The organism is Candidatus Eisenbacteria bacterium, from assembly GCA_016930695.1.
Lineage (GTDB): Bacteria > Orphanbacterota > Orphanbacteria > Orphanbacterales > Orphanbacteraceae > JAFGGD01.
Window position 1 is genome coordinate 279,029 of record JAFGGD010000030.1, and the last position, 26,103, is coordinate 305,131.

At 66.4% G+C, this 26,103-nt stretch carries 20 protein-coding genes and 3 tRNA genes; all 23 read left to right on the forward strand.

Annotation, left to right across the window (positions count from 1 at the left end; translation table 11 throughout):
* Positions 1 to 2: 2 nt before the first annotated feature.
* The 23 genes from JW958_06760 (at position 3) to JW958_06870 (ending at position 26,102) form a co-directional block, all read left to right on the forward strand.
* Entirely contained in the window at positions 3 to 1,409 is a 1,407-nt protein-coding gene (locus JW958_06760) for a hypothetical protein (GenBank protein MBN1825952.1), read from the forward strand.
* Positions 1,410 to 1,417: 8 nt separating this feature from the next.
* Positions 1,418 to 2,167 (forward strand): CpsD/CapB family tyrosine-protein kinase, encoded by a 750-nt coding sequence (locus JW958_06765; protein MBN1825953.1) that lies wholly within the window; start codon positions 1,418 to 1,420, stop codon positions 2,165 to 2,167.
* 32 nt (positions 2,168 to 2,199) lie between these two features.
* Positions 2,200 to 3,465 carry a hypothetical protein gene (locus tag JW958_06770; protein ID MBN1825954.1) on the forward strand — a complete coding sequence of 422 codons (1,266 nt, stop codon included), beginning with the start codon at positions 2,200 to 2,202 and terminating at the stop codon, positions 3,463 to 3,465.
* On the forward strand, positions 3,462 to 4,637 hold the full coding sequence (locus JW958_06775) for an alkaline phosphatase family protein (GenBank protein MBN1825955.1): 1,176 nt from the start codon (positions 3,462 to 3,464) through the stop codon (positions 4,635 to 4,637). Before JW958_06770 ends, JW958_06775 begins: the two co-directional genes overlap by 4 nt.
* A complete protein-coding gene (locus JW958_06780) occupies positions 4,634 to 6,136 on the forward strand; it encodes an oligosaccharide flippase family protein (GenBank protein ID MBN1825956.1) in 1,503 nt (500 codons plus the stop codon). The genes JW958_06775 and JW958_06780 overlap by 4 nt, the downstream gene beginning before the upstream one ends.
* Positions 6,137 to 6,151: 15 nt before the next feature.
* A complete protein-coding gene (locus JW958_06785; GenBank protein MBN1825957.1) occupies positions 6,152 to 6,829 on the forward strand; it encodes a glycosyltransferase family 2 protein in 678 nt (225 codons plus the stop codon).
* Positions 6,830 to 6,833: 4 nt separating this feature from the next.
* Positions 6,834 to 9,260 carry a hypothetical protein gene (locus JW958_06790; protein MBN1825958.1) on the forward strand — a complete coding sequence of 809 codons (2,427 nt, stop codon included), beginning with the start codon at positions 6,834 to 6,836 and terminating at the stop codon, positions 9,258 to 9,260.
* The gene (locus tag JW958_06795; GenBank protein ID MBN1825959.1) at positions 9,257 to 10,726 is read left to right on the forward strand and encodes an O-antigen ligase family protein; all 1,470 of its coding nucleotides are present in this window, start codon (positions 9,257 to 9,259) and stop codon (positions 10,724 to 10,726) included. The genes JW958_06790 and JW958_06795 overlap by 4 nt, the downstream gene beginning before the upstream one ends.
* The gene (locus tag JW958_06800) at positions 10,707 to 13,412 is read left to right on the forward strand and encodes a hypothetical protein (GenBank protein ID MBN1825960.1); all 2,706 of its coding nucleotides are present in this window, start codon (positions 10,707 to 10,709) and stop codon (positions 13,410 to 13,412) included. The genes JW958_06795 and JW958_06800 overlap by 20 nt, the downstream gene beginning before the upstream one ends.
* Positions 13,388 to 14,488, forward strand: coding sequence for a DegT/DnrJ/EryC1/StrS family aminotransferase (locus JW958_06805; protein ID MBN1825961.1), 1,101 nt, complete (start codon positions 13,388 to 13,390; stop codon positions 14,486 to 14,488). Before JW958_06800 ends, JW958_06805 begins: the two co-directional genes overlap by 25 nt.
* 31 nt (positions 14,489 to 14,519) lie before the next feature.
* Positions 14,520 to 16,010 (forward strand): sugar transferase, encoded by a 1,491-nt coding sequence (locus JW958_06810; GenBank protein ID MBN1825962.1) that lies wholly within the window; start codon positions 14,520 to 14,522, stop codon positions 16,008 to 16,010.
* Positions 16,011 to 16,024: 14 nt separating this feature from the next.
* Positions 16,025 to 17,035, forward strand: a complete 1,011-nt coding sequence (locus JW958_06815) for a Gfo/Idh/MocA family oxidoreductase (GenBank protein ID MBN1825963.1) — start codon at positions 16,025 to 16,027, stop codon at positions 17,033 to 17,035.
* A gap of 5 nt (positions 17,036 to 17,040) precedes the next feature.
* The gene (locus tag JW958_06820; GenBank protein MBN1825964.1) at positions 17,041 to 18,132 is read left to right on the forward strand and encodes a glycosyltransferase; all 1,092 of its coding nucleotides are present in this window, start codon (positions 17,041 to 17,043) and stop codon (positions 18,130 to 18,132) included.
* A complete protein-coding gene (locus tag JW958_06825) occupies positions 18,129 to 19,328 on the forward strand; it encodes a glycosyltransferase family 4 protein (protein MBN1825965.1) in 1,200 nt (399 codons plus the stop codon). The genes JW958_06820 and JW958_06825 overlap by 4 nt, the downstream gene beginning before the upstream one ends.
* Positions 19,329 to 19,331: 3 nt before the next feature.
* Entirely contained in the window at positions 19,332 to 21,335 is a 2,004-nt protein-coding gene (locus JW958_06830; protein ID MBN1825966.1) for an alkaline phosphatase family protein, read from the forward strand.
* 88 nt (positions 21,336 to 21,423) lie between these two features.
* Positions 21,424 to 22,101 (forward strand): SPOR domain-containing protein, encoded by a 678-nt coding sequence (locus JW958_06835; GenBank protein ID MBN1825967.1) that lies wholly within the window; start codon positions 21,424 to 21,426, stop codon positions 22,099 to 22,101.
* Positions 22,098 to 22,919 carry a glycosyltransferase family 2 protein gene (locus JW958_06840; GenBank protein ID MBN1825968.1) on the forward strand — a complete coding sequence of 274 codons (822 nt, stop codon included), beginning with the start codon at positions 22,098 to 22,100 and terminating at the stop codon, positions 22,917 to 22,919. Before JW958_06835 ends, JW958_06840 begins: the two co-directional genes overlap by 4 nt.
* A tRNA-Gly gene (locus JW958_06845) sits at positions 22,910 to 22,984 on the forward strand. Before JW958_06840 ends, JW958_06845 begins: the two co-directional genes overlap by 10 nt.
* Positions 22,985 to 23,003: 19 nt before the next feature.
* Positions 23,004 to 23,075 (forward strand) — tRNA-Cys (locus JW958_06850).
* Between the two features lie 29 nt (positions 23,076 to 23,104).
* A tRNA-Leu gene (locus JW958_06855) sits at positions 23,105 to 23,194 on the forward strand.
* A gap of 22 nt (positions 23,195 to 23,216) precedes the next feature.
* Positions 23,217 to 24,428 (forward strand): hypothetical protein, encoded by a 1,212-nt coding sequence (locus tag JW958_06860; GenBank protein ID MBN1825969.1) that lies wholly within the window; start codon positions 23,217 to 23,219, stop codon positions 24,426 to 24,428.
* A 119-nt stretch (positions 24,429 to 24,547) separates the two neighbouring features.
* Positions 24,548 to 25,522: a PorV/PorQ family protein gene (locus JW958_06865; protein MBN1825970.1), complete on the forward strand. Its 975-nt coding sequence runs from the start codon at positions 24,548 to 24,550 to the stop codon at positions 25,520 to 25,522.
* A gap of 235 nt (positions 25,523 to 25,757) precedes the next feature.
* On the forward strand, positions 25,758 to 26,102 hold the full coding sequence (locus tag JW958_06870) for a LapA family protein (GenBank protein MBN1825971.1): 345 nt from the start codon (positions 25,758 to 25,760) through the stop codon (positions 26,100 to 26,102).
* The last annotated feature ends 1 nt before the right edge of the window (position 26,103 follow it).

Genomic DNA, 26,103 nt, shown 5'->3' on the forward strand with positions numbered 1-26,103 from the left:
GGGTGAACCAGCAGGCAAAGGAGAATCCGGACCTCCAGATGGAGGAGCGCGGCGCTCCCCAGCTCACCGGACGGGACGTCTTCACCGTGCTTTTCCGGAGAAAGTGGATCGTCCTGATCCTCTTCCTCTCCACGCTCATCTTCGTGCTCTGGAACGCGAGCCGCATCCCGACGGAATACCGCGCCGTCTCCAAGGTTCTGCTGAACCGGGGAATGCGCAACAGCGCCTTGGACCGCAACATCTCCCTTCTCACCTGGGACGAGACGGTCAATTCGGAGCTACAGATCGCCCAGAGCCAACCGGTGATCCGGCGGGCGCAGGATCTCCTGAACGAGCAGACCCGGAACGGACTGATCCCCCCCGTCGAGATCGATCCGAATCACGTGACGAGCCTGCTCCTCGGCGAGTCGAACGTGGTTGGGATCGAGTACATGTCCCTGAACCCGGAGGAAGTTCCGGCCGTGGCGAACGCGCTCGTCCGGTCGTACATCCAGGTCCATAAGGAACTCTTCGCCCTGCCGGACGTGGAGCAGTTCTTCGACACCCACATCCGGGACGCCGAGGAGAACCTCGAGGACCTGACCTCCCGCAAGCAACTTCTGCAGGAGGAAGGGGAGACGGTCCGCCTCCGGACGCAGCAGGACAACCTGGTCCGGCGGCAGGCGGATCTGCGGCAAGAGCTGGCCGAAGCGGAGAAGGAGTACGTGAAGGCGAAGGAGGAGCTGGAGCAAAACAAGAAGCTCTTCTATGAGGACAACGTGGAGGTCCCCTTCGAGTCGGGCACCTTCGAAGCGACGTCGGGACGGCTCCGCGTCCTCCACCGCCTGAAGGACGACCTGTTGACTCTCCGCCGCGACCGGAGCGAGCTGCTCGCCCGTTTCACGGACCAGCACCCGCGCGTGCTGATCCTGGACGAGGAGATCCAGGAGGTGCAGGACGAACTCCGCCGGGAGACGGAGCAGATCATTCAGCTCAAGGAGCGCCATCTCGAGGTGAACCGGGCCGAGCTGGAGGCGCTCCGGAGATCGCTGAACGAACTCGCCGAGGAGTTCCGGCGCTTCCCCCGCATCGAGCGCGAGATGGACAATCTGGACCGCTCGATCCTGCTCGCATCCGAGGCATACCAGAAGCTGACCGAGAACCGGATCACCATCGGCGTGGCGACGGTCAGCTCCCGGGACTTCACCCTCTCCCTCCTCGCCGAGGCGGGGGAGCCGCGGGCGAGCAACCCGCGCGAACCGGTCCGTCTCGCCCTGGTCCCCGCGTTCAGCCTGCTGATGGGGATCAGCCTCGCCTTCTTCATCGAGACCATGGACCATTCGCTCAAGAGCCGCGAGGACGTGGAGAGGCACATACGCCTGCCGGTGCTCGCATCGATCCCGAACCGACGGGACCTCTCCAAGAGCTAGGGAAGACGATGAGCAAGATCTATGAAGCGTTGAACAAAGCGAAGCGGGAGAGGGAAGGGAACGGGTCCGCGGGAAGCGAAGAAGCCGCCCGCGCCGACCTTTCAGGCAAGAAGGAACTGAGCCGTCAGCTCCGCAAGGTCTGGACCCATTACGAAGCCCTGCACAGCTCCCTCGGGAAGGTGCTCAGCGGCGTTCGGGGAAAGGCGATCCTCTTCGTCTCCTCCGTGGAGGGGGAAGGGACCACGACGGTGCTCACCGAGTACGGCGCCTCCCTGGGGACGGGAGGGGACAAGGGCACCCTCCTCGTGGACGCGAACCTGAGAAACCCGAACCTGCACTCCCTCTTCGACCTCCCCAACGAGACGGGCCTCGCCGACGTGCTCCTCGGCCGGCGTCCGCTCGCGGAGTGCGTCTCTCGGATCGGTGAAGAGAATCTGTATGTTCTCCCATCCGGCACCACACCCACATCGCCGAGCACGCTCTTCAGCGTCTCTCGTTTCTCCCGTTTTCTGGAGGATGCCAAGGAACGGCACTCCCTGATCCTGATCGATGGACCTCCCATGATTCCCTACGCCGAAACGGCCATTCTCGGATCCGTCGTCGACGGCGTGGTGCTCGTGGTGGAGTCCGACCGGACCAAGCGCGAGATCGTTGCGAGGGCGAAGGACGCGTTTCAAGAGGCGCATGCCAATCTTCTGGGGGTGGTTCTGAATCGTAGGCGTTACGTCATCCCGAAGTTCCTCTACCGGTACCTGTAGAAGCGAGCCGATCGGGACCCCGCGGGTCCGTGGTGCATAGCGGAAACGACCCAATCCGGTTTCCCCTCTCCCCTTCGGAGGCGGCGGACCGTTATTACCGGGACCATCTCACCCGTATCGTCTCTCTGATCCCGGAGCGGCTCGGCGACGCCCGTCCCCTGGCGCTCCTGCTCGGCGGCAGCCTCGCCCTCGGCGAGGCGTGCGCGCTTCCGGGAGCGGAGGGACCGGCGCCGGGGAGCGACATCGATCTCTACCTGGTGGTCGACGGCGGGGAGGGGGAGGACCTCAAGCGCCGGGTCGCCGCGCTCAGGGACCGGATGCTCGCCTCCCTGGAGACGCCCGGTCTCGTCGTGGATCTGGGGACGATCACGCCGGAGCGACTCGGGCGACTCCGCCCGACGATCGCCCACGCGACGCTCGCCCGGCGGGGAAGGACGATCTGGGGAGACCCGTCGATTCTCGATGGAGCCGCGCGACCGCGGTTCGACGAGATCCCGGGATCCGACGGTTACCTGCTCCTTCTGAACCGGACCGTGGAGGAGCTGGTGGAACTCCGTCCCGCGGGGGAGTGCGGCGAAGCCGAGGGCGAGGTCTGGTACAGGACGGGGAAGACCTTTCGCGATCTGGGCGCCAGCGCCCTGGTCGCGGCGGGGCGTTTCGCGCCCGGCCTGGAGGAACAGAGAGAGGCGGTCCGCCTTCTTTTCGGAGGCGACGGTGAGGGACCGACCGCGGCCGGTTTCATCGAGGAACACCACTTCTGGTGCGACCGGAAGCTGCGCCCCGATCCGGCGGCGATCGAGGCCCGGTACGGCGGGGGATCCGCGGGAATGCGGCGGGTCCAGATTCTCAAACGGGACGCCTTGGAGTCGATCCATCGCTGGGAGCTGCGCGGCGTCTGGGGCCTCCCGGAAGGATCGGACGAGAGGAGCGCCTGCCGCAGGGCGGCGCGTTTCCCGAGGCGGGCGAGGCGTTGGGGGGAGTATCTCCTCCGCGAGGGACCGACCGCGATCGGTCCGGCGCTTCGCCAACTCGCGGCCGGGCTGCCGGCGACCCCTCTGGACGCGACGTACGCGGCGGCGGTCCGGCTCCTTCTCGCCTGGGGACCGATCCACGGCGCCGGCGAGAGCGACGAGGACCGTCGGCACCTGGCGGCGGCCTACCGGAACGCGGTCCGGAGGCCGGCGCGGACCGGCGATTTTCGAACCGACTGGATGGGCCTCCGGAACGAGGTGTGCGCCTTCTGGGACCGGGAGGTGATGGGCGGGACGAGACCCGCCCGGGAGCGGAGCGAGCGATGAGCGGCGTGGTGATCGCGGTTCTGATCGACGCCTTCGGGTGGCGGGTGCTGCAGGAGCATCCCTTCCTTCCCGAACTGGAAGAGCGCCGCCCGCTCCGGACCGTGCTCGGTTTCAGCAGCGCCGCGATCCCCTCGCTCCTTTCCGGCCTCCGCCCGGAAGAACACGGCCGCTGGTTTCTCTTCCGGCATAACCCGACGGAGTCCCCCTTCGGCTTCGCCCGCCTGCTCGCCCCCTTCGAACGTCCGGGCCGTTTCGGCGCGCGGGTGCGAACCGCCTACAAGCACGCCTTCCGCCACACCACCGACGTGACCGGCTACTACAACCTGTACCGCGTTCCCCTCCGCCTGCTCCCCCGTTTCGATCTCCCCGAGACGCGCCCTCCATTCGGGCCGGGCGGTCTGGACCGGCCGGAGGGGATCTTCGACCGGCTCTCGGCGGCGCGCGTCCCCTTCCGCTCCTGGTACTGGTCCACCCCGGAGGAGAGGAGCTTCCGGGAATTGGTCGGCGAGATCCGGCGCGGGGAAACGCCCTTCCTCTTTCTCTACGCCGCCGGCCTGGACGGTCTGATGCACGAAGTGGGGACCGGCGCCGAGACGGTGCGCGCGCGGATCGGTTGGTACGAGGAGAGGATTCGGGAGGCGCTTCGCGAGGCGGAGCGGATCCACGGGGCGGAGAGGACGACGCTGGCGGTTTTCTCCGATCACGGCATGGTCGACCATACCCGCGTCTCCGATTTGATGGAACGGGTGCGGCGGCTCCCCTTCCGGGAGGGGCGCGATTACCTCCCCTTCTACGACTCCACCTTCGCCCGGTTTTGGTTCCATCACGACGGGGCGGAGAGGGCGATCCGGGAGCTGTTGGACGGGGAGGAGGGGGGGCGGCTTCTGACCGACATCGAGATGCGGGAGCTGGGGGTTCTCTTTCCGGGCCGTGAATACGGGGAGGCGATCTTCCTCTCCGATCCGGGAACGGTGATCGCCCCTTCCTTCATGGGTGAAAAGCCCGCGCGTGCGATGCACGGCTACCATCCGGACGACCCGGGCTCGGACGCGATGTTCCTCGCGAACCGGCCCTTCCCCGGCTCCCTCCGGTCGATCCTCGACCTGGCCGGAGAGATGGAGCGGGCCGCCCGGAACGCGGGAGGAGAGGGACGTGTCGGAGACCGATCGTGAGCGGCACATTGGAAAGGGCGTCCCGCGCGGCGCCCTGGAGCCTGGCGGCGAAGGCGATCCGCTTCGTCTTCTCGATGGGCACGTCGATGCTCGTGGTGCGGCTCCTTCCGGCGGAGGAGTACGGCGTCCTCGCCATCGTGCGAACGATAGTGCTCTTCGCGGGGGCCCTCGCCGGCTTCGGGCTGGGGAACGCGCTGAACCGCTTCCTGCCGGAACGGGAAACGCGGAAAAGCGGCTCGCGGGATTTCTTCACCGGATGTCTCGCCCTGCAGGGGGCGGGATGGGCGTTCTTCACCGTCCTCGTCTTCGTTCTGCGCGGTCCCATCGACCGGATGTACGGAAGCCCGATCGGCACGCCCCTGCTGGCGGGCGTCGCCTTGCTCTCCGGGAACATGCTCTTCCAATTGGTCGGCCTGGCGCTGACCGCCACCTTCCGCACCAAGCGCCTCGCCTTCCTGCAGGGGGCACTGAGCGCGGCGGTGCTCTTCATCACCTGGGGGGCGCTTCGCGCCGGCTGGGGAGTGATCGGCGTACTCGCTTCGGCTTCGCTCCCCTACCTAGCCGTCGGCGTCTGGGCGATCCTCCGGCTCCGCCCCACGCTCGCCGGCGGTTCGACCCCGCCCGAGTGGAAGAGGCTCTTCCGCTACGCCCTGCCGCTCGCGGCGATTCAGATCCTCAACCTCATCACCTGGCAGCAGTCGGAGACGTTGCTCCTCGGCCATTTCCGGGGACCCGTGGAGGCGGGGATCTTCGACATCGCCTACCGGATTCCCCAACTCCTCCTGGCATTCGTACCGGAGACGATCTGGCCGATCGTGCTCGCCGCCTTCGTGGAGGTGTACACGCGGGATCGCCGCAGGATCGAAGAGATGGTGGGACACTACTTCCGCGTCCTCTTCCTTCTGGTGACGCCGATCACGCTCTTCGGGGCGCTCTACGGCGATCTGTTGATCCAGGTTCTCTACGGCGCCGAACGAGCGCTCAGCGGCTCCTACGCGCGGATCTTCTTCATCATCTTTCATTTCTCCTTCTTCGGCACTCCTTTCTCGATGGCCCTCTATCTGATCGAGAAGACATGGGTGAACCTGGTGCTCGCCGCCGTCTTCGCGGTGATCAACCTGGGGCTCGACCTGATCCTGATTCCGCGCTACGGGCTTCCCGGCGCGATCCCGCCGGTGGCGATCGCCATCGGCATCTCGCCCCTTCTCCGGTGGGCGGCGCTACGCAACCTGCACGGTCCGGTCCCGATTCCCTGGGCGTTCCTCGGAAGGTGCTACGCCGCGTCGGCTTCCCTTGTTCTTCTTTATCCCCTGCGCTCCCTGGCCGGGAACGCGTGGGGATTCGGTTTGCTGCTCCTCCTCGCGGCGGTGGTTTTGGCGGCGGCGTTCCGCTTCGCCCGTCCCATCGGTCCGGAGGAGCGCCTGTTGTTCGAACGATCCAACCTGCCGGGCAAACGATGGATCGAGTGGTGGCTCGGCTCGACGGGAATTCCCCGATGACACGGGAGTGTGCGCATGTATCGAGGCAAGACAATATCCGCGGTGATTCCCGCCTATAACGAGGAAGAGGGAATCCGATACGTCATCGAGCGAATGCCCGATTTCATCGACGAAATCGTGGTAGCCAACAACAACTCCACGGATCGCACCGGCGAGGTGGCGGAGTCGCTCGGCGCGAAGGTGGTGCTCGAGAAACGCAAGGGATACGGGCGGGCCTACAAGACCGGCATCCCCGCCGCATCGTCGGAGATCGTCGTCACACTGGACGGCGACGGGAGCTACCCGCCCGAGGAGATCCCCCGGGTGCTGGACTATCTCCTCGACAAGGACCTGCATTTCGTGACCGCCAGCCGCTTCCCCTTACAAAGCGGCGGCTCCATGCGCGGGATGAACCAGATGGGCAACTGGGTGCTCACGGCGGCCACGCTGCTCCTCTTTTTCCGCAAGATCCGCGACTCCCAGTCCGGCATGTGGGCTTTCTACTCCTGGGTCTTCCCCAAGCTGGACGTGCGGAGCGACGGCATGCCCTTCTCGGAGGAATTCAAGATCGAGGCGATGCTTCACCGGGACGTCCGATTCGGCGAGTGCCACATCGATTATCACGAGCGGATCGGCGAGGTGAAGCTGAACATGTGGTCCGACGGTTTCGAGAACCTCATGTTTCTGGCGAAGAGACGCTTCGGCGTGAAGTGAGGTCATGACGGGAAATCGCATCGCACGCATTCTCGGCATACTGGCGCTCTGGGGCGTCGCCGCCTCGGCGCGCTTCGGCATGCCGGCGCCGGAGACGGCCCGTTTCGCCGCCGCCGCCGCCCTGGTGCTCTTCCTCCCCGGATGGTGGATCGCCTCGTCGATTCGCCCGGGCGAGGGCCGGCGTTTACGTATTCCCCTCGCCTGGGCCGCCGCCCAGGGCGTGCTCGCCCTCTTCGCGGTTCTCTTTCAATTGCTCCGGCTGCCGCTCGCCGCGCTCTTTCTCCCGCTCGGCGCCCTCGGTTTCGTCGCCGCCTTCCGCGGTGGCGGAGGGGGATCCCGGCGGGACACGGTCGAGACGATCCTAATCGGGGCGGCGGCGCTTCTTCTCGTGCTCGTCGCTCAACCACGGACGGGGCCGATCAGCGACGCCTACGATCATCTGGGAGGCGTGCGCCACATGATCGAGAGGGGAGACCCCTTCCCGCACGAGTCCTTCCACGCCGACCGGATCGAGAACCTCGACCCGCGAAAGGGAACGAACCACACCGCCTGGGCTTTGATCGGCCTGCTCGCCGGCGCGGATCCCCTCTTCACCTACCCGGCGTTCTGGGTCCTTCACGTATGGCTGATTCTGCTGGTCCTTCTCCGCCTGGCGGAGGCGCTCCTCCCGGGCCGTGGGGAGGCGACGGCGGGGGCCGTCTTCTTCGCGCTTCTCTATCGAGGGGGACCGGCGGACGAGTGGTTCTGGACCGCCGGCTACCCGGGGAAGGCGGGGCTGCTCCTCTTCTTCCTCGCCGTGGAACTCGCCCTGCGAAGCGGCGGGGGGGAGGAGCGGCGAGGCGAGCGGCGTCTCCGCGCGGCGGCGCTCCTTCTCGGCGCGGGCGCCGCGGGGGTCCACGCATTCTCGGGATTCCTCTCGATCGCCGGCGCGACGCTCGTGGCGGCGTCCTTCCTCGCGCTACCGAGGCTCCGTGGTTCCGCGGGCGGCCCGATCCGCTTTCTCGCGGCGCTCATCGCCGGAGCGGCGCCGATCTTCCTTTTCCGGTTTCTCTTCACCTATGACCCGGCCAACCCGCTCCACCTGCACCGCCAGGGAACGCTGATCCTCTCGGACCGCATGGCCATGCTGGAACCGTCGGAGCTGTGGAAAACGGTGACCGCCGCCGGGGCGATCTCGCTCCTTCTTCTCCCCCTCTTCTTCGGGCGCGGGCGGGTCCTCACGCCGGGCGAACTCTTCCTCGTTCTCTCGCCCCTGCTGGTTCTCTTTCTGGTGATGAACCCGATACTCTACCCCCTGTTGGAGGAAAGGGGGGGGTACCTGACCCGAAGGCTCCCCTTGCTCGCTCCCTATCCTCTCGTCCTCGGCGCGGTGGCGTGGCGGGGATGTAAGGAGAGGAGAAGTCCGGCGCGCGCCCTCGGCGGTCTCGCCGCCCTCCTCACGGTGCTGTTCACCTTCCAGTCCGGCTTCGCCGGTAATCATTCCCGCGGCGAGCGGAACGGGGAGACGACGCCCGGAGGCGCGGCCCTGCGGGACGCGGCGGCGCTCATACCGGCAAGCGCCACGGTACTCACCGATCCTCTCACGGGCTACACGCTTTACGCGCGAACGACGCTCCACCCGACGGCGATTCCGGACCAGCACTCGTCGCCGAACGATCCCGACGGCGCCCGCCGCCTTACGGAAAGCCAGCGCATCCTCCGGGGCCTCGCCGGCCCGGCCGAGACGGACCGCTTTCTCGACCGATACGGCGTGCGGTACGTCCTCCTCAACGAGGGGTACGATCATTCATTTCACACTTATAATGTATTTGTTTCCCCCGAGGCTTTTCGACGCGGCGCCGCCCGCCTCGACGCGCGGCCGGAACGATTTCTTCCGCTGGAAACACCGCCCGGCTTCCGCCTCTATCGAGTGCTCGACGGTGCAATGGTCGAGGCGGAAGACGCCCGGCGGGAGGATCCACCCGCGCCGGGGCCGCGAATCGACGTCCCGCTTCCGGGCGGTTTCCGCCTGCTCGCCGGCAGGCTGGACAGAAAGAGCGCCGCACCCGGCGAGATCGTCACCCTCACCACCTCCTGGCTCCTCGACGCGGAGGAAGCCGACGTCCGCCCGCCCCTCCTCTTTTTGCGGGGCCGCAGGGAGGGGGACCCCTCCTATGAAACCCTTCGGCTGCGCCGCGACGACCGCCTCCGGCCCTGGGCGATCGTCCCACTCGGCGGGCTGGAGGACCCGGCCCTTCTCTGGAAGGGGGGGGACCGCGTGCGGGAGATTCGCCGAGTCCGGGTGCCGCGTTCGATTCCCCCCGGCGACTATCGGTTGGAAGTGACCGTCGAGCCCGACCCCTTCTTCCCCGTGCGCAAACTGGACGGTTTGCGCCGCGGGGCGGCGCGCGAGACCTGGATCGCCGTCGACACTCTGGAGGTGCGGCCATGAAATCCCCCTTCTCGGGACTCCCCGATCGCGTGCGCCCGACCCGGCCGGAAGTGGTCGCCCTCGGCCTCTCCCTGTTCATCGCGGGCGTGCTCGGTTTCGTTCTGGCGGGCCAGATCCTCAGCCCGAACAAGCGGGTCATCGAGGCGCTGATGGGGATCGCCGTTCTCGTGGCGGCGTTCATGCTGCCGAGCCGCTACTCCGTCGCCTTCATGCTCTTCATCATCCCCTTCCCGCAGAACACGACCATGGGGAGCACGACGGTGATCTTCTCGTACATCATTTTCGCCTTCTGGCTCCTCCGGGTGGCGCTCGGCTACGAGCGGAAGCCCATCGGCGGCGGCATCGAGAAGCCGCTGGTGGTGATTTTCCTGCTCTTCATCCTCTCTTTCACCCAGGTGGCGCCGGGAGAAATGGACGAAGCGATCAAGCGTTTCCGCATTTTCGTGTCGTCGATTTTCATCTTCTACCTCGTGCTCAACCTGGTCCGGACCGAGAGGGACATCCGTTTCGTCCTGAACGCGCTCATCGCGTCCTTCTTCTTCGTCGCCATCGTGGCGATGACCGAGATCTGGTTTCCCGGCTTCGCGCACATCTTCTCGGTCTTACGGGTCAAAACCTCCCAGATGGAAACCTTGCAGGGCGTCCGCGTGGGCAGCGTGTTCGGCGACTACGAGATGTTCGCGGAGTACCTGGCCATCTTCATTCCCATGCTGCTCATCCGCGTCGTCTCCGAACGGGTCTTTCTCCGGCAGATTATCTGGCTGCCGACGCTGATGCTCGCCATCATGCTCCTTTTGGCGACGGCCACGCGGGGCGCCTTCCTCTCCTTGATCGCCGGAGTGGTCTACCTGACCTGGATCGCCCGCCGCATTCTGAATTACCAGAAAATGCTGCCCGTCCTGATCGGCGTGCTGGCGGTGTTTTATGTCTCCTCCATCGTGCTCAACCAGTACACATCCACCGCTTCCCTGTTCGGGCGCCTCGGCGAGACCAAGCTGGTGCGGGGGATGCCGGAGACGCGGGCCCGCGTCTGGTCCGAAGCGTGGGAGAAGATCAAGGAGAAGCCCTGGCTCGGGCATGGGCCTTATTACTTCGCCGGCGTGGACGAGAGAAACGTGAGGCACTGGTACCCGCACAGTCTCTTCCTGTTTTACGCCTACTTGGTGGGGATTCCGGGCGCCCTTGTTTTTTATTACATCCTGTTGTTCGCCCTGCGAAAGAGCATCCTCGCGGCGAAAGCCTATGCGTCCAGGCGAACCGACTTGGCCTATACGGTGGTGCTCCTTTCGGCGGTGATGGTGATCTTCCTGGTCGACGAGATAAAGATTTCCTTTATGCGTTATGAAAATACCCAGCAGTTCACGTGGACCATGCTGGCGCTGCTCATCGGATCAAGCCGCATCGCGCTGCTGACCGCCGAGTGGGAAAAGAAGAGAAAGGAGCGGAATGACGCGGCTCTCGGCTGATCGCCGGATCCCGCCGCTTGCGGCGGGGCTGCTCGCGCTCGCCGGTTTCGCCGTCTCCTTGGGGGCGGGGGGGCCGGAGCGACTCCGGTTCACCGCCACGGCGGGGGGGCTCTTCTTCTCCGCCGGATACGCGGCGCTCCGGATGCTTCGGCGCGGATCCCGCGAGGAAGGGGAGGGGACGCTCGCCCTCGCCTTCCCCGTCTCCTGCGTGATCCTCTTCCTCCCCCTCTTCGCGGGACAGCTTTTCGGCGTGGGGACGAAGATCCTCGACCTGGCGGCGCGGCCGATCCTTCTGGGGTCCGGCCTCATCCTCGTCGCCGAGGGGGCGCGGGCCCGGGTGCGGAGCCGGTTTCCCCTGTGGGTGGCGGCGGCCGTCGTCGCCGTCGGAGCGCTCGCACTCTTCCACGGGAGTCTGATCACCGCGGCCAGCGACGCGCCAGATCACATCGCCGTCATCCGGGAGATTCAGGCGACGGGGGATTGCTTTCCTCTCGGCGCCTATTACGGGGAGCCGACGGACCAACTCCTGGACGCGAGGAAGGGCTTCCACTACCCGGCCGCGGCGGTCGCCGGTTCGCTGGCGCGCGTCGACGCGCCGGGCGTCTTCGACGCGCTCCCCGGCGTCGCGGCGGCGCTCTTCGCGATCGCCTTCTGGGCGCTCGCGCGGGAGGTTCTCGGCGGGGGAGCCGCCCCGGCGCTCGCCCTCGCCTTCGCGCTCCTCTCCTTCGATGGGGGGGTGTTCGGCGTCTGGTTCGGCCGCTCCCCCTCCGCCTTCGGTTTCGCCGCGCCGGTGGTGTGGAGCGGCCTCGCCTTCCTTCTGCGCGCCGCCCGGGGTCTCCGCCCGGCTCGCGCGGCGCTCCTTCTCCACGGTTTCACGCTGATGGGGATTCACGTCTTCAGCGCGGTGACCGTCCTCTTCCTCGGCGGCCTTTTCCTCGTCGCGCTCCCCTGGATGCGCCGGGAGGAAAGGGAGTTCTCCGCGCGGCGGACCGTGTTCGGCTTGGGCCTGCTCGCCGCCGGAGCGGCGCCCATCGGCCTCTGGCGCTTCCTCACCGGTTATCCCGCGCTCGACCCGATCCACAGTCATCTTCAGGCGGTGGTCTGGGTCGGCCGCGGACTCTATTTCAGCAATCCGCTCCGCGCCTTCAGTCGGATCAGCCTCTTCGGTTTCGCGGCGGTTCCTCTTTCGCTTCTCCTCCTCCGCGAGGCGCGCCGGTCCGTCGGCCTTCTCTTCGCCGTCGCCATCACCCTCTTACCGATTCTGGTCACCTCGAACCCGATCCTGGTGCCGCTTCTCACCCCTTTCATCGGCTACCTTGTGGGACGGATCGTCTGGTTCGGCGGATACGATCTGGTCCTCGGCTATCTGTTCGCCCGTTGGGCGCGGACCGCGGTCCGTCCCGCCTCGTGGGGCCGGCGAACCGCGTCGGGAGCGGCGCTCCTCTTCCTCGCGCTCCTTTTCGCCGGCAGCCTGCGGAGCGCCGACGCAAGCGGGCTTCAGCAGAGACTCCGCTTCCGGCCGGTTCACAACGAGGAGAGGGAGGAGGGACCGGAGCTGTGGTCGGACCTCTTCGCCTGGATGACGGCGAATCTCCCGCCCCGGGCCGTGATCGCCACAGACCCCCTCACCGGTTACCTGATCCCCGCCTACACGCCGCAGAAGGCGCTCGCGGTCAAGGCGCAGCATTCCTCGCCCGGCGACCCGACCGCGCCGGAGAGGCTCCGCGACGCGATCCGCGTCACGAGCCCCTACTTCGGCGGCGAGGAAACCTTGCGAGCGCTGGATCGTTGGAACGCCGACTATGTATTACTGAACTTCCGCTTTCCGGGTCTTCGGACCACCTATCTGGGATCGGTGGATCCCGTGTTCTACGAGCCGGCGCTCCGCAAGTTCCGGAGCGAGCCGGATCGTTACCGCGAAGTGTATGCCCGCGACCGCTGTCACCTTTTCCGGATCGACCGAAGCACCGGCGCGCTCCCCTTCGCCGGACCGGTGCTCAACGCGCGCCTGGACGCGGCCCCCGTGGAGGCGAAGAAGGTGGATCGGCTCTTCCCGAACGACGTCCGCCTTCTCGCCGCGTCGGTGGATCGGGAGTCCACCGCCCTCGGTGATTCGGTCCGGGTCGCCTGCTACTGGCGGAAGGAGGGGGAGACGGACGACCCGCTCCCCTACAAGATCTATCTGCGCATGGACCGCGTCTCGAAGGAGGGTGAGGGGAACATGAAACCCGCCCGCCTCTGGGAGCAAATCCGGACCGGCACGCACGACCGGACCCGGATCATGCGCAACCCGGGAAGCGGCGCCTATCCGATCTTCTCCTGGTCCGTCGGCGAGATCGTGGCGGACACCATCCGCGCCCGGGTACCGGGGAATCTGCGGGGAGGACGGTACGAGCTGCAGGTGCTGCTCCGCCGCGCCCCGTTCATTCAGGTGTATGAAATCGGGGATCTGCTGAGGGAACGCGACTCCTTTTCCGGCGTGCCTGTGGGGGAACTGACGCTGACGCGCCGTGAACGCGCCGCGGCGGCGCCCGCCGCGCCCCCCTCGGACCGATCCTCCGCAAAGAGCGAGAACGCAGGGGAGCGGATCGCCGCCCACGCGCCCGGACACCGTTGTACCGAGGCGGCGGCCGCTTCCTCTTCACACGAGGAGATTCATCGATGTCCATTCCCTTCGTCGATCTGAAGGCGCAATACGAGACCATCCGCGACGAGATCGCCGGAGCGATCCAGGAAATCCTGGACACGACCCGCTTCATCGGCGGCCCTCCGGTGGCGAATTTCGAGAAGGACTTCGCCGAGTACGTCGGCGCCCGTCACTGCGTCGGCGCCAGTTCGGGCACCTCGGCGCTCCACCTCGCCCTGATCGCCGCGGACGTGGGACCCGGCGACGAGGTGATCACCGTGCCGAACACCTTCATCGCCACCACCGAGGCGATCACCCAAGCCGGGGCGACGATTCGCTTCGTCGACGTGGACCCGGCCACCTACAACATGGACCCGAACCGCCTCGAGGACGCGATCACCGGCAAAACCCGCGCCGTGATGCCCGTCCACCTATACGGTCAGCCGGCGGACATGGGTCCGATCCTGGAGATCGCCGAGCGGCGCGGCCTGGTCGTGATCGGAGACGCCGCCCAAGCCCACGGCGCGCTCTATAAAGGGCGAAAGATCGGATCCCTGGGGCGTGCGGTCTGCTACAGCTTCTACCCCGGAAAGAACCTGGGCGCCTACGGCGACGGCGGGGCGTTGGTGACCGACGACGACGAACTCGCCCGCCGGGCGCGGCAATTGATGGACCACGGGCGCTCGGACAAGTACAATCACGAGGTCGAAGGGTACAACTACCGTCTCGACGCGATGCAGGCCGCCATCCTGCACGTCAAGCTCCGGCATCTGGAGGGGTGGCTCGAATCGCGCCGGCGCGCCGCGGACACCTATCGGCGGTTACTCGCCGACCTGCCCCTGCAACTCCCCCGCGAAGCGGAGGGCGTCCGTCACGTGTATCACCTTTTCATCGTCCTGCACGAGGAGCGGGACCGCCTGCGGGAGCGTCTGGGATCGAAGGGAATCGCCACCGGAATCCACTACCCGATCCCGCTGCACCTCCTGAAGGCTTACGAACGGCTCGGCCTCGGGCCGGGTTCCTTCCCGATCGCCGAGCGGGCGGCGGCGCAGGGGTTCACTCTGCCCATGTACGCGGAGCTGACCGACGAGATGATCGAAGAGACGGCGCAGGCGCTCCGGGAAGCGCTCGCCTAGAACCGAAACGGCGCGCCGGAAGGACGAAGGGATGGAGACGGAGCAAACCCGAACGTCGGAACGGAGGAGGGAGGCGCGGAATCGCACCCTCCTCCTGGTGGTCGTGGACGGAGCGGTGATCTTCGCCAGCTTCCTCGCCGCCTATTGGTTCCGTCTCCAGTCCGGGATCTTCATCTCCAACATTCCGATGCAGACCTTCCACATCATCGGGGCGCTGGCGGTCTGCGCGCTCTGGATCGTCATCTTCGGCGCACACGGCCTCTACCGCCGGGAGGTCTATCTCTCCGTCTTCGACCAGATGATCGGGATCTTCAACAGCGTGAACGTGGGGGTCCTGATCATCCTGGCCACCGCTTTCGTGACGAAGCAGAACTACTTCCTCGAGAGGCGCCTCATTCTGGCCCTCGCGTGGGCGCTCGTCATACTCTTGATGATCACGGTCCGCGTCTTCGTCATCCGGACGGCGCTGCTCCGCAACCTGCAACGGGACCCCTTCCGCGTGCGGATCGCGGTGGTCGGCGCCGGGGAATCGGGCCACCAGTTCGTGCGCCTGGTCCGGCACACCATGGCCCAGTCCTACGAGATCGTCGGTTTCGTCGACGACGACCCGGAGAAGCAGGGGCGCGTTCTCGAAACACTTCCCGTCCTGGGAACCGTGGCCGACCTGGACCGGATCGTGACCGAACACCGTGTGGAGCTGATCTTCGTGGCGGTGCAGACCCTCCACGAGGAGCCGATGATCGACCTGATCTCCCGCTGCATGCGCGCCGGCGTGCCGGTGAAGATGATCTCCGACCAGTTCCGCATGTTCGCCGCGGACACCAAGATCGAGAAGGTGGGGGGGATCCCCACGCTCGGCGTGAAGGAGAACCCGCTCCGGGGACCGGCGTACTTCCTGAAACGGCTCGCCGACCTCGCGACGGCGGTGGTGCTCATCGTGCTGCTCCTTCCGTTTTTCGGGATGATCGCGATGCTGATCAAATCCTTCTCACGCGGCCCCGTCCTCTTCCGGCAGGAGCGGGCCGGGCAGAACGGCGTGCCCTTCGCCTTCTACAAATTCCGCACCATGCGGGTCGATTCGGACGACAGCATTCACCGCGAGTACGCCACGAACTTCATCGCCGGCAAGGAAATGGACCTGAAGGACGAGACCCAGGGCGACCGACCTGTCTACAAAATGACAAAAGACCCGCGGGTGACTCCGATCGGTGCTATTCTCAGAAAGACGAGCCTGGACGAGTTGCCGCAGCTCTACAACGTGCTCCGCGGTGAAATGAGCTTGGTCGGGCCCAGGCCCCCGATCATGTATGAGCTGAAATACTATAAGGAGTGGCACAAGCGGCGTCTGGAGGCGAAGCCGGGGCTTACCGGACTTTGGCAGGTAAGCGGCCGCAGCGAAGTTCCTTTCAACGAGATGGTGCTGCTCGATCTGTACTACATCGACCATTGGTCCCTAAAGATGGACATGGAGATCCTGGCCCGGACGATCCCGGTCATCCTGTTCGGGAAAGGTGGCTACTGAGAGAGAGGAAAGCTATGCACAGAATCGCCGTCATCGGTGCCGGATACTGGGGCCCCAACTTCGTACGCATCTTCTCGCAGCTGCCCAACTCGGAGGTCGCTTACGTCTGCGACAAGCGCGCCGAGCGACTCGCTCAGATGAAGCTGCTCTACCCGCTGGTGAACACCACCTCCCGCCTGGAAGACGTGCTGGAAGACGACGGCGTGGACGGCGTGGTCGTGGCCACCCCCGTCGCCACGCACCACAACGTGGCCAAGCAAGTGCTCGAGGCGGGGAAACACGTTCTGGTGGAGAAGCCGCTCTGCCTCTCCACCAATGACGCGGACGATCTGATCGCCACGTCGAAGAAGAGCGGCACCGTGCTCATGGTGGGCCACACCTTCCTCTTCACGGCGGCGGTGAACAAGGTCAAGGATCTTCTCCGGGACGGCGAGCTGGGGGACATCCACTACATCGCCTCGAACCGGCTCAACCTGGGCATCTTCCAGGAAGACATGAACGTCATCTGGGACCTGGCGCCCCACGACATCTCGATTCTTCACTATGTCCTCGAGAGGGATCCGATCGAGGTGAGCGCCCACGGGCAATCCTTCATTCGCAAACCGATTGAGGACGTGGCCTTCGTCACGCTCCGTTTTCCCGGCGACGTGGTGGCCCATCTGCACGTCAGCTGGCTCGACCCGTGCAAGATTCGGAGGACCACCTTCGTGGGGAGCAAGAAGATGGTGGTCTACGACGACATCGAGACCCTCGAGAAAATTCGTATTTACGACAAAGGCGTCGACGTCCAACCCCACTACGACACCTTCGGGGAGTTTCATCTCGCCTACCGCTTCGGCGATATCTTTACGCCCAAGCTGGTGGACCAAGAACCGCTCAAGGCGGAGGCGAAGCACTTCCTCGACGGGATCGATCAGGGGAAGGTGACCCGGGGCACCGCCGCGGAGGGGCGGTTGGTGGTCCGCGTCCTCGAGGCGGCATCGGAGTCGCTCGAGAAGAACGGCGCGTTCATCCCCCTGGCCTGACGGAGATGCGGGGAGGACGAATTCTCTACGTCGACACCGGGAAGGCCTTCGGCGGGGCGGAGCGCGTGACGCTCTCCCTCGCCGGGGCTTTTTCCGCGTCCGGCGCGGATGTCCTCTGCGTCGTCGACCCGGGGGCGGCCTCCTTTCGGAACAGCCTTCTCGACGCCGGCGTTCGCGTTTCGGCGGTCGCCGAGGCGTCCTCTCGATCCCTCGCCGCGCCTCTGGAGGAGGAGGTCCGGCGCTTCCGCCCCGATTGGGTGCACATCCATAGAACCTGGCCTCTCTCGGACAGGCACGCCGCCGCCGCCGCGAAGCGGGGGGGAGCGGGACGAATCATCGCAACCGAGCACGTCCGGTCCGAGGGGTGCGGGCTTCGCGACCGGCTCGCCAAGCGACTTCTGGTCCGTCACGACGACCGGATCGTGGCGGTCTCCGACGCCGTCCGGCGGAGCCTGATTCGTTACTGGCGGGTTCCCGCGAAACGGATCACGGTGATCCCGAACGGGATCGACACCGCGCGCTTCCGCGGCGCGCTCCCCCTGGAGCCGGATCCTTTTCCGCCGGGCACGACCCACCGGATCGGATCGATCGGCCGCCTGGAAAGGCAGAAGGGTTTCGACGTGCTCCTCGAAGCGATGACGCGGATCCGCGCCGCGCTCCCCGGGGCGGTGCTGGTCATCGCCGGAGAGGGGAGCCGGCGCGCCGATCTGGAAGAACGGGCGGCCGGGCTCGGTCTCGGAGGCGCCGCCCTTTTCCCCGGCGCGATTCCGGACGCGGCTCCTTTCCTCGCCCGTCTCGATCTTTTCGTCCTCCCCTCGCGATGGGAAGGGCTCCCCCTCACGATCCTCGAGGCGATGGCCGCGGGAACGCCGATCGCGGCCACCGCCGTCGACGGGACCGCCGAGGCGGCGCGGGACGGGAGGGAGGCGTCTCTTGTTCCCCCCGAGGATCCGGAGCGTCTCGCGGCGGCCTGCGTCGACGCCCTCCGGGACCGGGCGGGGGCGCTGCGGCGCGCCGAGGCGGCGCGGATTCGCGTGGAGGAGCGGCACTCCCTCGCGGGGATGGTCGACCGTTACCGGGAGGCGTACGGCTGGTGAAAAGAATCCTCGGGCTTTCGTCGATCCCCCCCGAACCGGCGCTCGGCGCCGGCGGCGAGAGGATACGGGAAATCTACCGCCACCTGCCGGGAGGGGAATACGACGGGACCCTCCTCGCCCTCACCGGGATACGCGACGGAGGAGGGGAGGAGAGGATCGGCCCTCTTCGGATCGCCCGCGTCCCCTCTCCGACGCAAACGCTTTTCTACTATCTGGAGAGGGCGCGGGTCGCTCCCTTCTTTCGTGTCGCCGGATGGCACCGCCGGCTCCCCCTCGGCGCGGCGAGTCTCCTCAATGCCCCCTTCGACCTGGCGCAGTTCGACTCTCTCTGGCTCACACCATGGGCGGACCGACTCCGGCCGGGCACGCCGGTTCTCTACGCGAGCCATAACCTGGAGGCCGATTGGCACAAGCCCCTGATCCTCCCTTTCCCCTTCCGGAAGAGACATGCCCGTTACCTGGCCGACCTGGAGAAATGGGCGCTCCGCCGCGCGGACCGCGTGGTGGCGGTTACCGAGGAGGACCGCGAAGCGTTCCTCCGTTTCGCCGGCATCCCCCGGGAACGCATTGACGTCATCCCTAACGGCTATGATCCCGAAAAGTTCAAGCCATCACCTCAGGAAGAACGTGAAGCGGCTCGGGTTTCCCTCGGGCTTCCTCGTGAGGGGAGAGTGGCGCTCTTCGCCGGCTCCCTGGTCCCTCCCAATGTAGAGGCGGTGGAAGCGATCCTGGACCGGATCGTCCCCGAGGCGCCTCGTGACATTCATTTCCTCATCGCCGGGAGCGCCGGGGAGCCCTTCCGGAAGAGGAGCGGCGGCCGCGTGCTGGTCACCGGCCGGGTCGACAGAATCGAGCCCTGTTTCCGGGCGGCGGACATCGGCCTGAACCCCATCCTCAGCGGGTCCGGTTCGAACGTGAAGGTGCTTCAGTACTTGGGGGCCGGCCTGGCGGTGCTCTCCACCCCTTTCGGGATGCGTGGGTTCGGAGAGCTGAAACGCTTCGCTTCCGTCGACCGGATCGATCGTTTTGCGTATCTTTTAAGAGAGGCGGCTCCCGACCCGGCCGCCACGGACTTCGTCCGGGAGCGCTATACCTGGGCACGGGCTTCCGCCCTTCTCGCCCGGGTTCACGACCGACTCCTGGGGCGAGTGAACGAACCGGGGGAAGGGGACGGCGCCCCCGCCGGGGAGGAGTGACACGTGTTATCCCGCATCCGTCGATCCTGGACTCTCTCGCTCTTCGCTCTTTGCTGGGCGAGTCTGATCGCCGCGTTCGTCTTTCTCGGTCTGAACGACCGCTTTTTCGATTCCGCCCGCGACGGCTGGACCCTCTTTCTGATGCTTCCGCTGATCCTGACCGTGCCGGCCGGCGTCGTGGCCTTTTTGATCGGCCTCCTGCCGCCGCGAAGCGGTGACACGGAGGCGCGCCGTTTTCTCGGGCTCGCCGCGGCGGTGGGAATCGTCCCGGCGGGAACGCTGATCCTCTACGGCGCCTTGGAGGGGATCTTCCACGGATCCTCCGCGGTGGTTCTCATCGGCACGATCCTCTCGGCGCTCGTGCTCCTTCTCGGCGCGGCGCGGATCGGCGTCTTTCTCGCCCGCCGCGCCTGCCGGGACGGCGTCCCCCGAACGGCGTTCCTGATCCTCCCCCTGGCGGCGCTCCTCCTTTTTCCCCTCGGCGGGGCGCGCCTGGCGGACCGCCCCATCGATTGGGACGGCAAGGATCGAACCCTCATGCTCTGCGTGGACGGCGCCCGCTGGAAGCTGATCGATCGCTTCGACGCCGAGGATCGTCTCCCCACATTCCGCGCGTTGCAGCGGGAGGGAGCGCGCTTCGGCATGGAGAGTTTCGATCCTCTCATGTCGCCGATCATCTGGACCACCATCGCCTCCGGCGTCCTCCCGGAGGAACACGGCGTGCATAATTTCTACGCCACCGCGAACACCGTCCGCGCGCCCCGGCTCTGGGACATGGCGCAGCAGAAGGGGAAAAGCGTCGGCGTCCTCGGCTATCTGATCACCTGGCCGCCCCGCCCGGTGGACGGTTTCATCATCCCCTCCCTCTTCGCCCGCGGCCCCGAAACATGGCCGAAGGAGCTGGGCTTCATCCGCGAACTCGCCATGAGCGAGAAGGGGAACAAGGACCGCGATCTGCGCCGCTACGCGTTGTACGGCGTCCGTTCGATCCAATACGGCGTGCGTATCTCCACGGTCCTCGAGGCGTTTCGGGTGATGACTCATAAAGGACCCTACTTGGAAAACATGATCGCCAAGCGCTTCCTGAAACTGCGGATGCACGGCGACATGTTTCTCGAGCTCTGGGAGCGCTACCAGCCGGAGTTCGCCGCCTTCTACAACAACGGCATCGACGTCAGCAGCCATTACTTCTGGAAATACTACGAACCCGAATCATTTCCCGGCGTTCTCCCGGAGGACGTGGAGCGCTACCGGGACGTGATCCCCCGGATGTACGGAGCCATGGACGTCGTTCTGGGACGCATCCTCGCGAAAGCCCCGGAGGGGCTCCACCTGGTGGTCCTCTCCGACCACGGGCTCCGGGCGATGAAGACCGAGGCTTCCGGCGCTCTCCGCCTGATCCGCACCGAGAACCTTCTCCGCCGACTCGGCCTGGAGGAAACGGTGGAGGGGATCAACCTCGCCGCCCGGCTTCACATGAAGGGGAAGGGGGGGAGGGGGATGCTTCCGCCGGACCTGGAGACCATTCTGGCGACGATCATCGAGGAAGAGAGCGGTGAACCGGTTTTCAGCACCAGCCGCAAGGATCCGGTGAGCTTGATCGTCCGCATACGCGAGGAGGTCCCCACCAAGGGTCGGCGGCTCCGCCTGCCCGACGGTTCGGTCGTCCCTTCGGAGGAACTGATCGAGGAAACCCCGGCGCGCCTTTCCGGCGAACACAGCCCGGACGCGATCCTCCTGCTCCGCGGGCCCCACATCCGGCGGGGCGTCTCGGACGGCGTGGCGACGATTCTCGACGTAGCGCCCACCACCCTTTACATGATGGGCCTCCCCATCGGCCGGAACATGAAGGGAAGGCTCCTCGAGTCCGCTTTCGTCGACGGGTGGATCGACAACCACCCGCCCACGCACGACGACTACGTTCTCGACGCGGTTCCGGTCTCTTCGGAGGAGACGGACGACGGCGCCCTCAAGGAACAGCTGCGCGCCCTCGGCTATCTGAATTGACGGGGGAGAGTGCCGAGTCCGTTCGCCGAGGAAAGGGTTGCGGCCCTCCGATCCGGTCGGCTATCCTGGGGACCGGGAGGACCAGGTCATGAAACGAATCGTGACGGGGATTCTCCCCGCCCTCGCGCTGGGGACGCTCGTCGGTTGCGCCGGCCTGCAGTCGCGCGGGAGCGGAGAGGTTCCGAAAGACGTGCAGGATGTGGACACCTGGGTGGTGAACCGGGAGGAGGCGGCCGCGGCCGTCGCCGCCGCGGACACCACCGCCCCGGCCGCCGATGCGGAAACCGCCGCCGAGCCGGTCATCTCCGGCATCCCCGAGACGGAAACCGCCGCCGCGCCGCCGCTCGAAACAGAGGCGCCCGAGAACCCCGCGGTCCCCGAAAACGCCCCGCCGGAAATCGCGCGGGAAACGCCCCGGGAGGAAATCGCCGCCGTACCGCTTCCGGAAACGAAGATGCCCGACACGGCGAAGCCGGAGCCCGCGCCGGCGGCGTCGATGCAGACCCGTTACTCACCCGGGTTCCGCGTGCAAGTGCTCGCCTCGCGCAGTCCGGAGGACGCCCGCGGCTTCGCGGAGGATCTTCGCTCTTCCATCACGGAAACGGTTTATGTGGAGTACCTCGCCCCGTACTACAAGGTACGGATCGGGGATTGCTCCACCCGCGAAGAAGCCAACCGACTCCTCAAACGGATCCGGGAAGCCGGGTACGACAAGGCTTGGATCGCCGAAACCTTGGTGGTGCAGGGGGCCGTGAAGCGACCTTGAACGGAACCACGCGCGCGCGGAAACGGCCCCATCTTTCGGTCGTCATCCCCGCCTTCAACGAAGAGGGCGTGATCCTGTCGAGCCTCGACAAGGTTCACGCGTACCTGAGCGGGCGGGACTACCCCTTCGAGATCCTCCCCGTGGACGACGGGAGCACGGACCGGACGAGCGAACTCGCCCTCGACTTCGCGGAGCGCCACGAGGCTTGCCGCCCGATCCGCCTGCCGCGCAACCTGGGGAAGGGGGGGGCGGTCCGCAAGGGTTTCGAGGAGGCCCGCGGCCGATTCATCCTCTTCACCGACGCCGATCTCTCCACGCCGATTCACGAAATCGAGCGTTTTCTGCGCCTCCTGGAGGAGGGGTATCACGTGGTGATCGGGAGCCGCGACCTCCCCGATTCCGACGTGCGGGTCCATCAGCCCTGGTACCGGGAGACGATGGGTAAGGTCTTCAATCGAATCGTGCGCGTGATCGTCCTGCGCGGCTTTCGGGACACCCAATGCGGCTTCAAGGCCTTCGACCGCGAGAGCGTGCTTCCCATTCTGAACGCCATGCGGATCAACGGATTCGCTTTCGACGTCGAGATGCTCTATCTCGCCCGCAAGATGGGCCTCCGCCTCCGCGAGGAGCCGATCACCTGGATGAACAGCCCGGACACCCGCGTGGACGCCGTCCACGACGCGTCGCGAATGTTTGTTGACCTGCTCCGCATCCGGTATTATGATGTTTTTGGTCGGTACCGGCTGCCGGACCGTGGGTTATCCTCCGTTGACGGGAGGGGCCGATCGATAGTACAAGAAGACGGAGAGCGGGAATAGCTCAGTGGTAGAGCTCCACCTTGCCAAGGTGGATGTCGCGGGTTCAAATCCCGTTTCCCGCTCCATCTTTTTTTCTCCAACGAAGGCGGCATAGCCAAGTGGCTAAGGCAGAGGACTGCAAATCCTTCATCCCCGGTTCGAATCCGGGTGCCGCCTTTCCCGTCCCCCTTCGCTCTACCCGGGACGCCGAGGTGGCGGAACTGGTAGACGCCGCGGACTTAAAATCCGCTGAAGCATTCGTCTTCGTGCCGGTTCGAATCCGGCCCTCGGCACCATCCCTTTTCCGGGTCGGGTCTATTGGGTCTTCCACGCTTTCTTGAGGAGTGGGCGCATCCGTCCTTCCGCGCCCTTTTTCCCCTTCAGCCGCTGGAGAACACCCTCTTCGGAGGTCTGACCTTCGCCGATCGCTGGCGCCTGCTGGCTCCGGGAGACGCGTTGGACGGGGCGGAGCGAGGGACGGTCCTGCTCGCCCATCCCCTGGCGATCCCCGACCCGGATCTGATCCGCGCGATCGACGGTGGGGAGGGGGAGCGGCTCTGGCGATGCGCTGCGGGGCCTCTCGCGGCGCGAATCGATTTAAAACGCCTCGAGCGATCGGACCTTCCGATCGCCGAAGCGATCGCCGGGCTTCCGGAAGAAGAGACGGGGGGGGAGATCGTCGAGCGTCCCTGGTCGCTGGTGGCCGGAAACGCCGCGAGGATCGCGGAGGACGACGCGTTCCTGGAGCGCCTCGGAAAATTCCCATCCCTGCCGGCGACGGCACCCGCCCCCTTCGGCGCCGAAGGAGCGGGCGGGGCGGAGGTTCTCGGACGGGACGTTCGCGTCGGCCGGGACTGCCGCTTCGAGCCCTTCGTTCTCCTGGATGCGCGGGAGGGGCCGATCCGTATCGGCGACCGCGTGACCGTGGAGGCCCACACCGTCCTCCGGGGGCCGCTCTGGATCCGGAATGACGCGCGCGTCCGGGCGGGGGCGCGGATCGGCGAGGGGACCACTCTCGGCGAGGGGGCGCGCGTCGGCGGCGAGGTGGAGGGGACCCTCTTCGGGGCCTTCTCCAACAAGCAGCACGACGGCTTCCTGGGTCACGCCGTCGTGGGGGAGTGGGTCAACCTCGGCGCGGCGACAAACAATTCTGATCTAAAGAACAATTACGGCCCCGTCCGTTTGGACTGGGGGGAAGGTCCCGCCGAGACGGGACTCTTGAAATTGGGCTGCTTCATCGGCGACCATGTCAAAACCGCCATCGGGACCCGGATCGGAACCGGGACGGTGATCGGGCCGATGGCCAACCTCTTCGGGGGTTCCGGTTTCGTCTCCGGACGCGTCCCTCCGTTCACTTGGGGAGAAGAGGGAGGGGTGTACCGGCTGAGCGAGGCGGTCGATACGTTGCGAAAGGCCATGAGCCGCCGCCTTCCGGAACTGGAGCGCGCCGGCCGTCCCCTCGAACCGACGGAGGAGCTGCTCCGCGGGCTCCGGGAGCTATGGGACTCCATCCGGGGCAAGCGCTCTTGACCATACGGGAGGATTGGGGTAAACTCATGAAGAGTAAGGGTTACCATCCGGCGATCGATTCCCCGCCTCCGGCGAGGCCCCTCGGCCCGCCCCCGTTCCCCTCCGGGATAGGAATGACGATGATGCGACGCGTCCTGCCGATCCTGCTCATGGCCCTTTTGGCCGCATCCCCCGCGTTCCCCTTCGCCAAGTACGGCGGCGAGTTTCTCGCCACCGGCATCGGCGCCCGCCCCCTCGGCATGGGAGGCGCCTTCGTCTCCATCGCCGACGACGCCTCCGCCGGCTATTGGAATCCGGCGGGGATCATCTTCGTGCAGAGCCGGGAGATGATCTTCATGCACTCCGAACGTTTCGGCGATCTGATCAACTACGACGCGGGAAGCTTCGTGCAGCAGTTGGGCGACAGCAACCGGAACCGTTCCGCGTTCGGTTTCTCCTTCACGCGCCTCGGTATCGACGACATCCCCTACACGCGGATGAACGAGACATCGGGACGGGTCGAGGTGGACCGCTACGTGACCGACGCCGAGTGGGGACTCTTCCTCTCCTACGGGCGGCTCTGGACCAACTCGATCGCCGTCGGCGGAAGCGTCAAAATGGTGAGGAAAAGCGTCGGGGACGACAGCGCCATGGGCCTCGGTTTCGACCTGGGCGCGCTGATCCGCCCCTGGAGGCGCCTCTCCGTCGGCGTGAACCTGCAGGACGCGACCACCACCTTCCTCGTCTGGGACGACGTCACCGAGACGATCCTCCCCACCTTGAAGTGCGGCCTCTCCTATCCCTTCGACATCCCCGCCCTGAAGGGGAAGCTCACCGTCGCCGCCGACCTGGACGCCCGTTTCGAGGGACGGAAAAGCGCCACGGCGTACTGGATCGGCAGCGCCAGCGCCGACCTCCGCCTCGGCGTCGAGTATTGGTACGCCGAGAGGCTCGCCCTCCGATTCGGTCAAGAGCGTTCCGAACAGAACGACTGGGCCGCCGGCGCGGGCTTCCGGATCCCGGTCGGAGGGAACACGCTCGGCCTGGACTACGCGTTTCTCGAGAACAGCTATCTCGACGATATCCACCGCGTGTCCGGATCCTTCTCTTTCTAGCCCGGGACGCGCGCGGCGCTCCTGGCGCGAATCCGGACCGCGGCCGGCGAATCCGGCTCTCCCGCGCCGCTTCCCCGGCAGAGCCATGGCTCTCTCCCCGAGACGGAGACTTCCGCGCCGCGCCGGGAGAGCGCAATCCCACAACCACCCGTCCCCTTTTGGTTTGACAGCCGTCGGCGCGCCCCCTACAATGCCGGGCAAGAGGTAGCGCGCACGCGCGGAGAGAGAGGGGAACGTGCTTCGAATCATCAGTTCATTCCTGCTCCTTCTGATCCTCCTCCTGGTGCTCGGGATCGCGGTTCTCAACCCGTCCCCCCGGGTCGCCCTGAACCTCTATTTCGGTACCTTCCGGGACGTCCCCCTGGTATTGGCGCTCTTCATCGCCTTCCTGCTCGGTTCGGTTCTGACCTTCTTCTATCTGCTCGGCCACACCTTCCGTCTCCGTCTGCGGATCCGGGAGATGAAGAACCGAAACCGGGACTATGAACGCGAGCTGATCGCCATCCGGAACATCCCGGTCGATCCGGGCGAGGCGTTGGACGAGGAGGAGCCCCGCACCGACCCGTCGGGCGAGGCGTAGG

Coding starts and splice junctions, on each gene's coding strand:
- JW958_06765 (MBN1825953.1), top strand. CDS start 1,418: ATGAGCAAGATCTATGAAGCGTTGAACAAAGCGAAGCGGGAGAGGGAA.
- JW958_06775 (MBN1825955.1), top strand. CDS start 3,462: ATGAGCGGCGTGGTGATCGCGGTTCTGATCGACGCCTTCGGGTGGCGG.
- JW958_06785 (MBN1825957.1), top strand. CDS start 6,152: ATGTATCGAGGCAAGACAATATCCGCGGTGATTCCCGCCTATAACGAG.
- JW958_06790 (MBN1825958.1), top strand. CDS start 6,834: ATGACGGGAAATCGCATCGCACGCATTCTCGGCATACTGGCGCTCTGG.
- JW958_06795 (MBN1825959.1), top strand. CDS start 9,257: ATGAAATCCCCCTTCTCGGGACTCCCCGATCGCGTGCGCCCGACCCGG.
- JW958_06800 (MBN1825960.1), top strand. CDS start 10,707: ATGACGCGGCTCTCGGCTGATCGCCGGATCCCGCCGCTTGCGGCGGGG.
- JW958_06805 (MBN1825961.1), top strand. CDS start 13,388: ATGTCCATTCCCTTCGTCGATCTGAAGGCGCAATACGAGACCATCCGC.
- JW958_06810 (MBN1825962.1), top strand. CDS start 14,520: ATGGAGACGGAGCAAACCCGAACGTCGGAACGGAGGAGGGAGGCGCGG.
- JW958_06815 (MBN1825963.1), top strand. CDS start 16,025: ATGCACAGAATCGCCGTCATCGGTGCCGGATACTGGGGCCCCAACTTC.
- JW958_06820 (MBN1825964.1), top strand. CDS start 17,041: ATGCGGGGAGGACGAATTCTCTACGTCGACACCGGGAAGGCCTTCGGC.
- JW958_06835 (MBN1825967.1), top strand. CDS start 21,424: ATGAAACGAATCGTGACGGGGATTCTCCCCGCCCTCGCGCTGGGGACG.
- JW958_06865 (MBN1825970.1), top strand. CDS start 24,548: ATGATGCGACGCGTCCTGCCGATCCTGCTCATGGCCCTTTTGGCCGCA.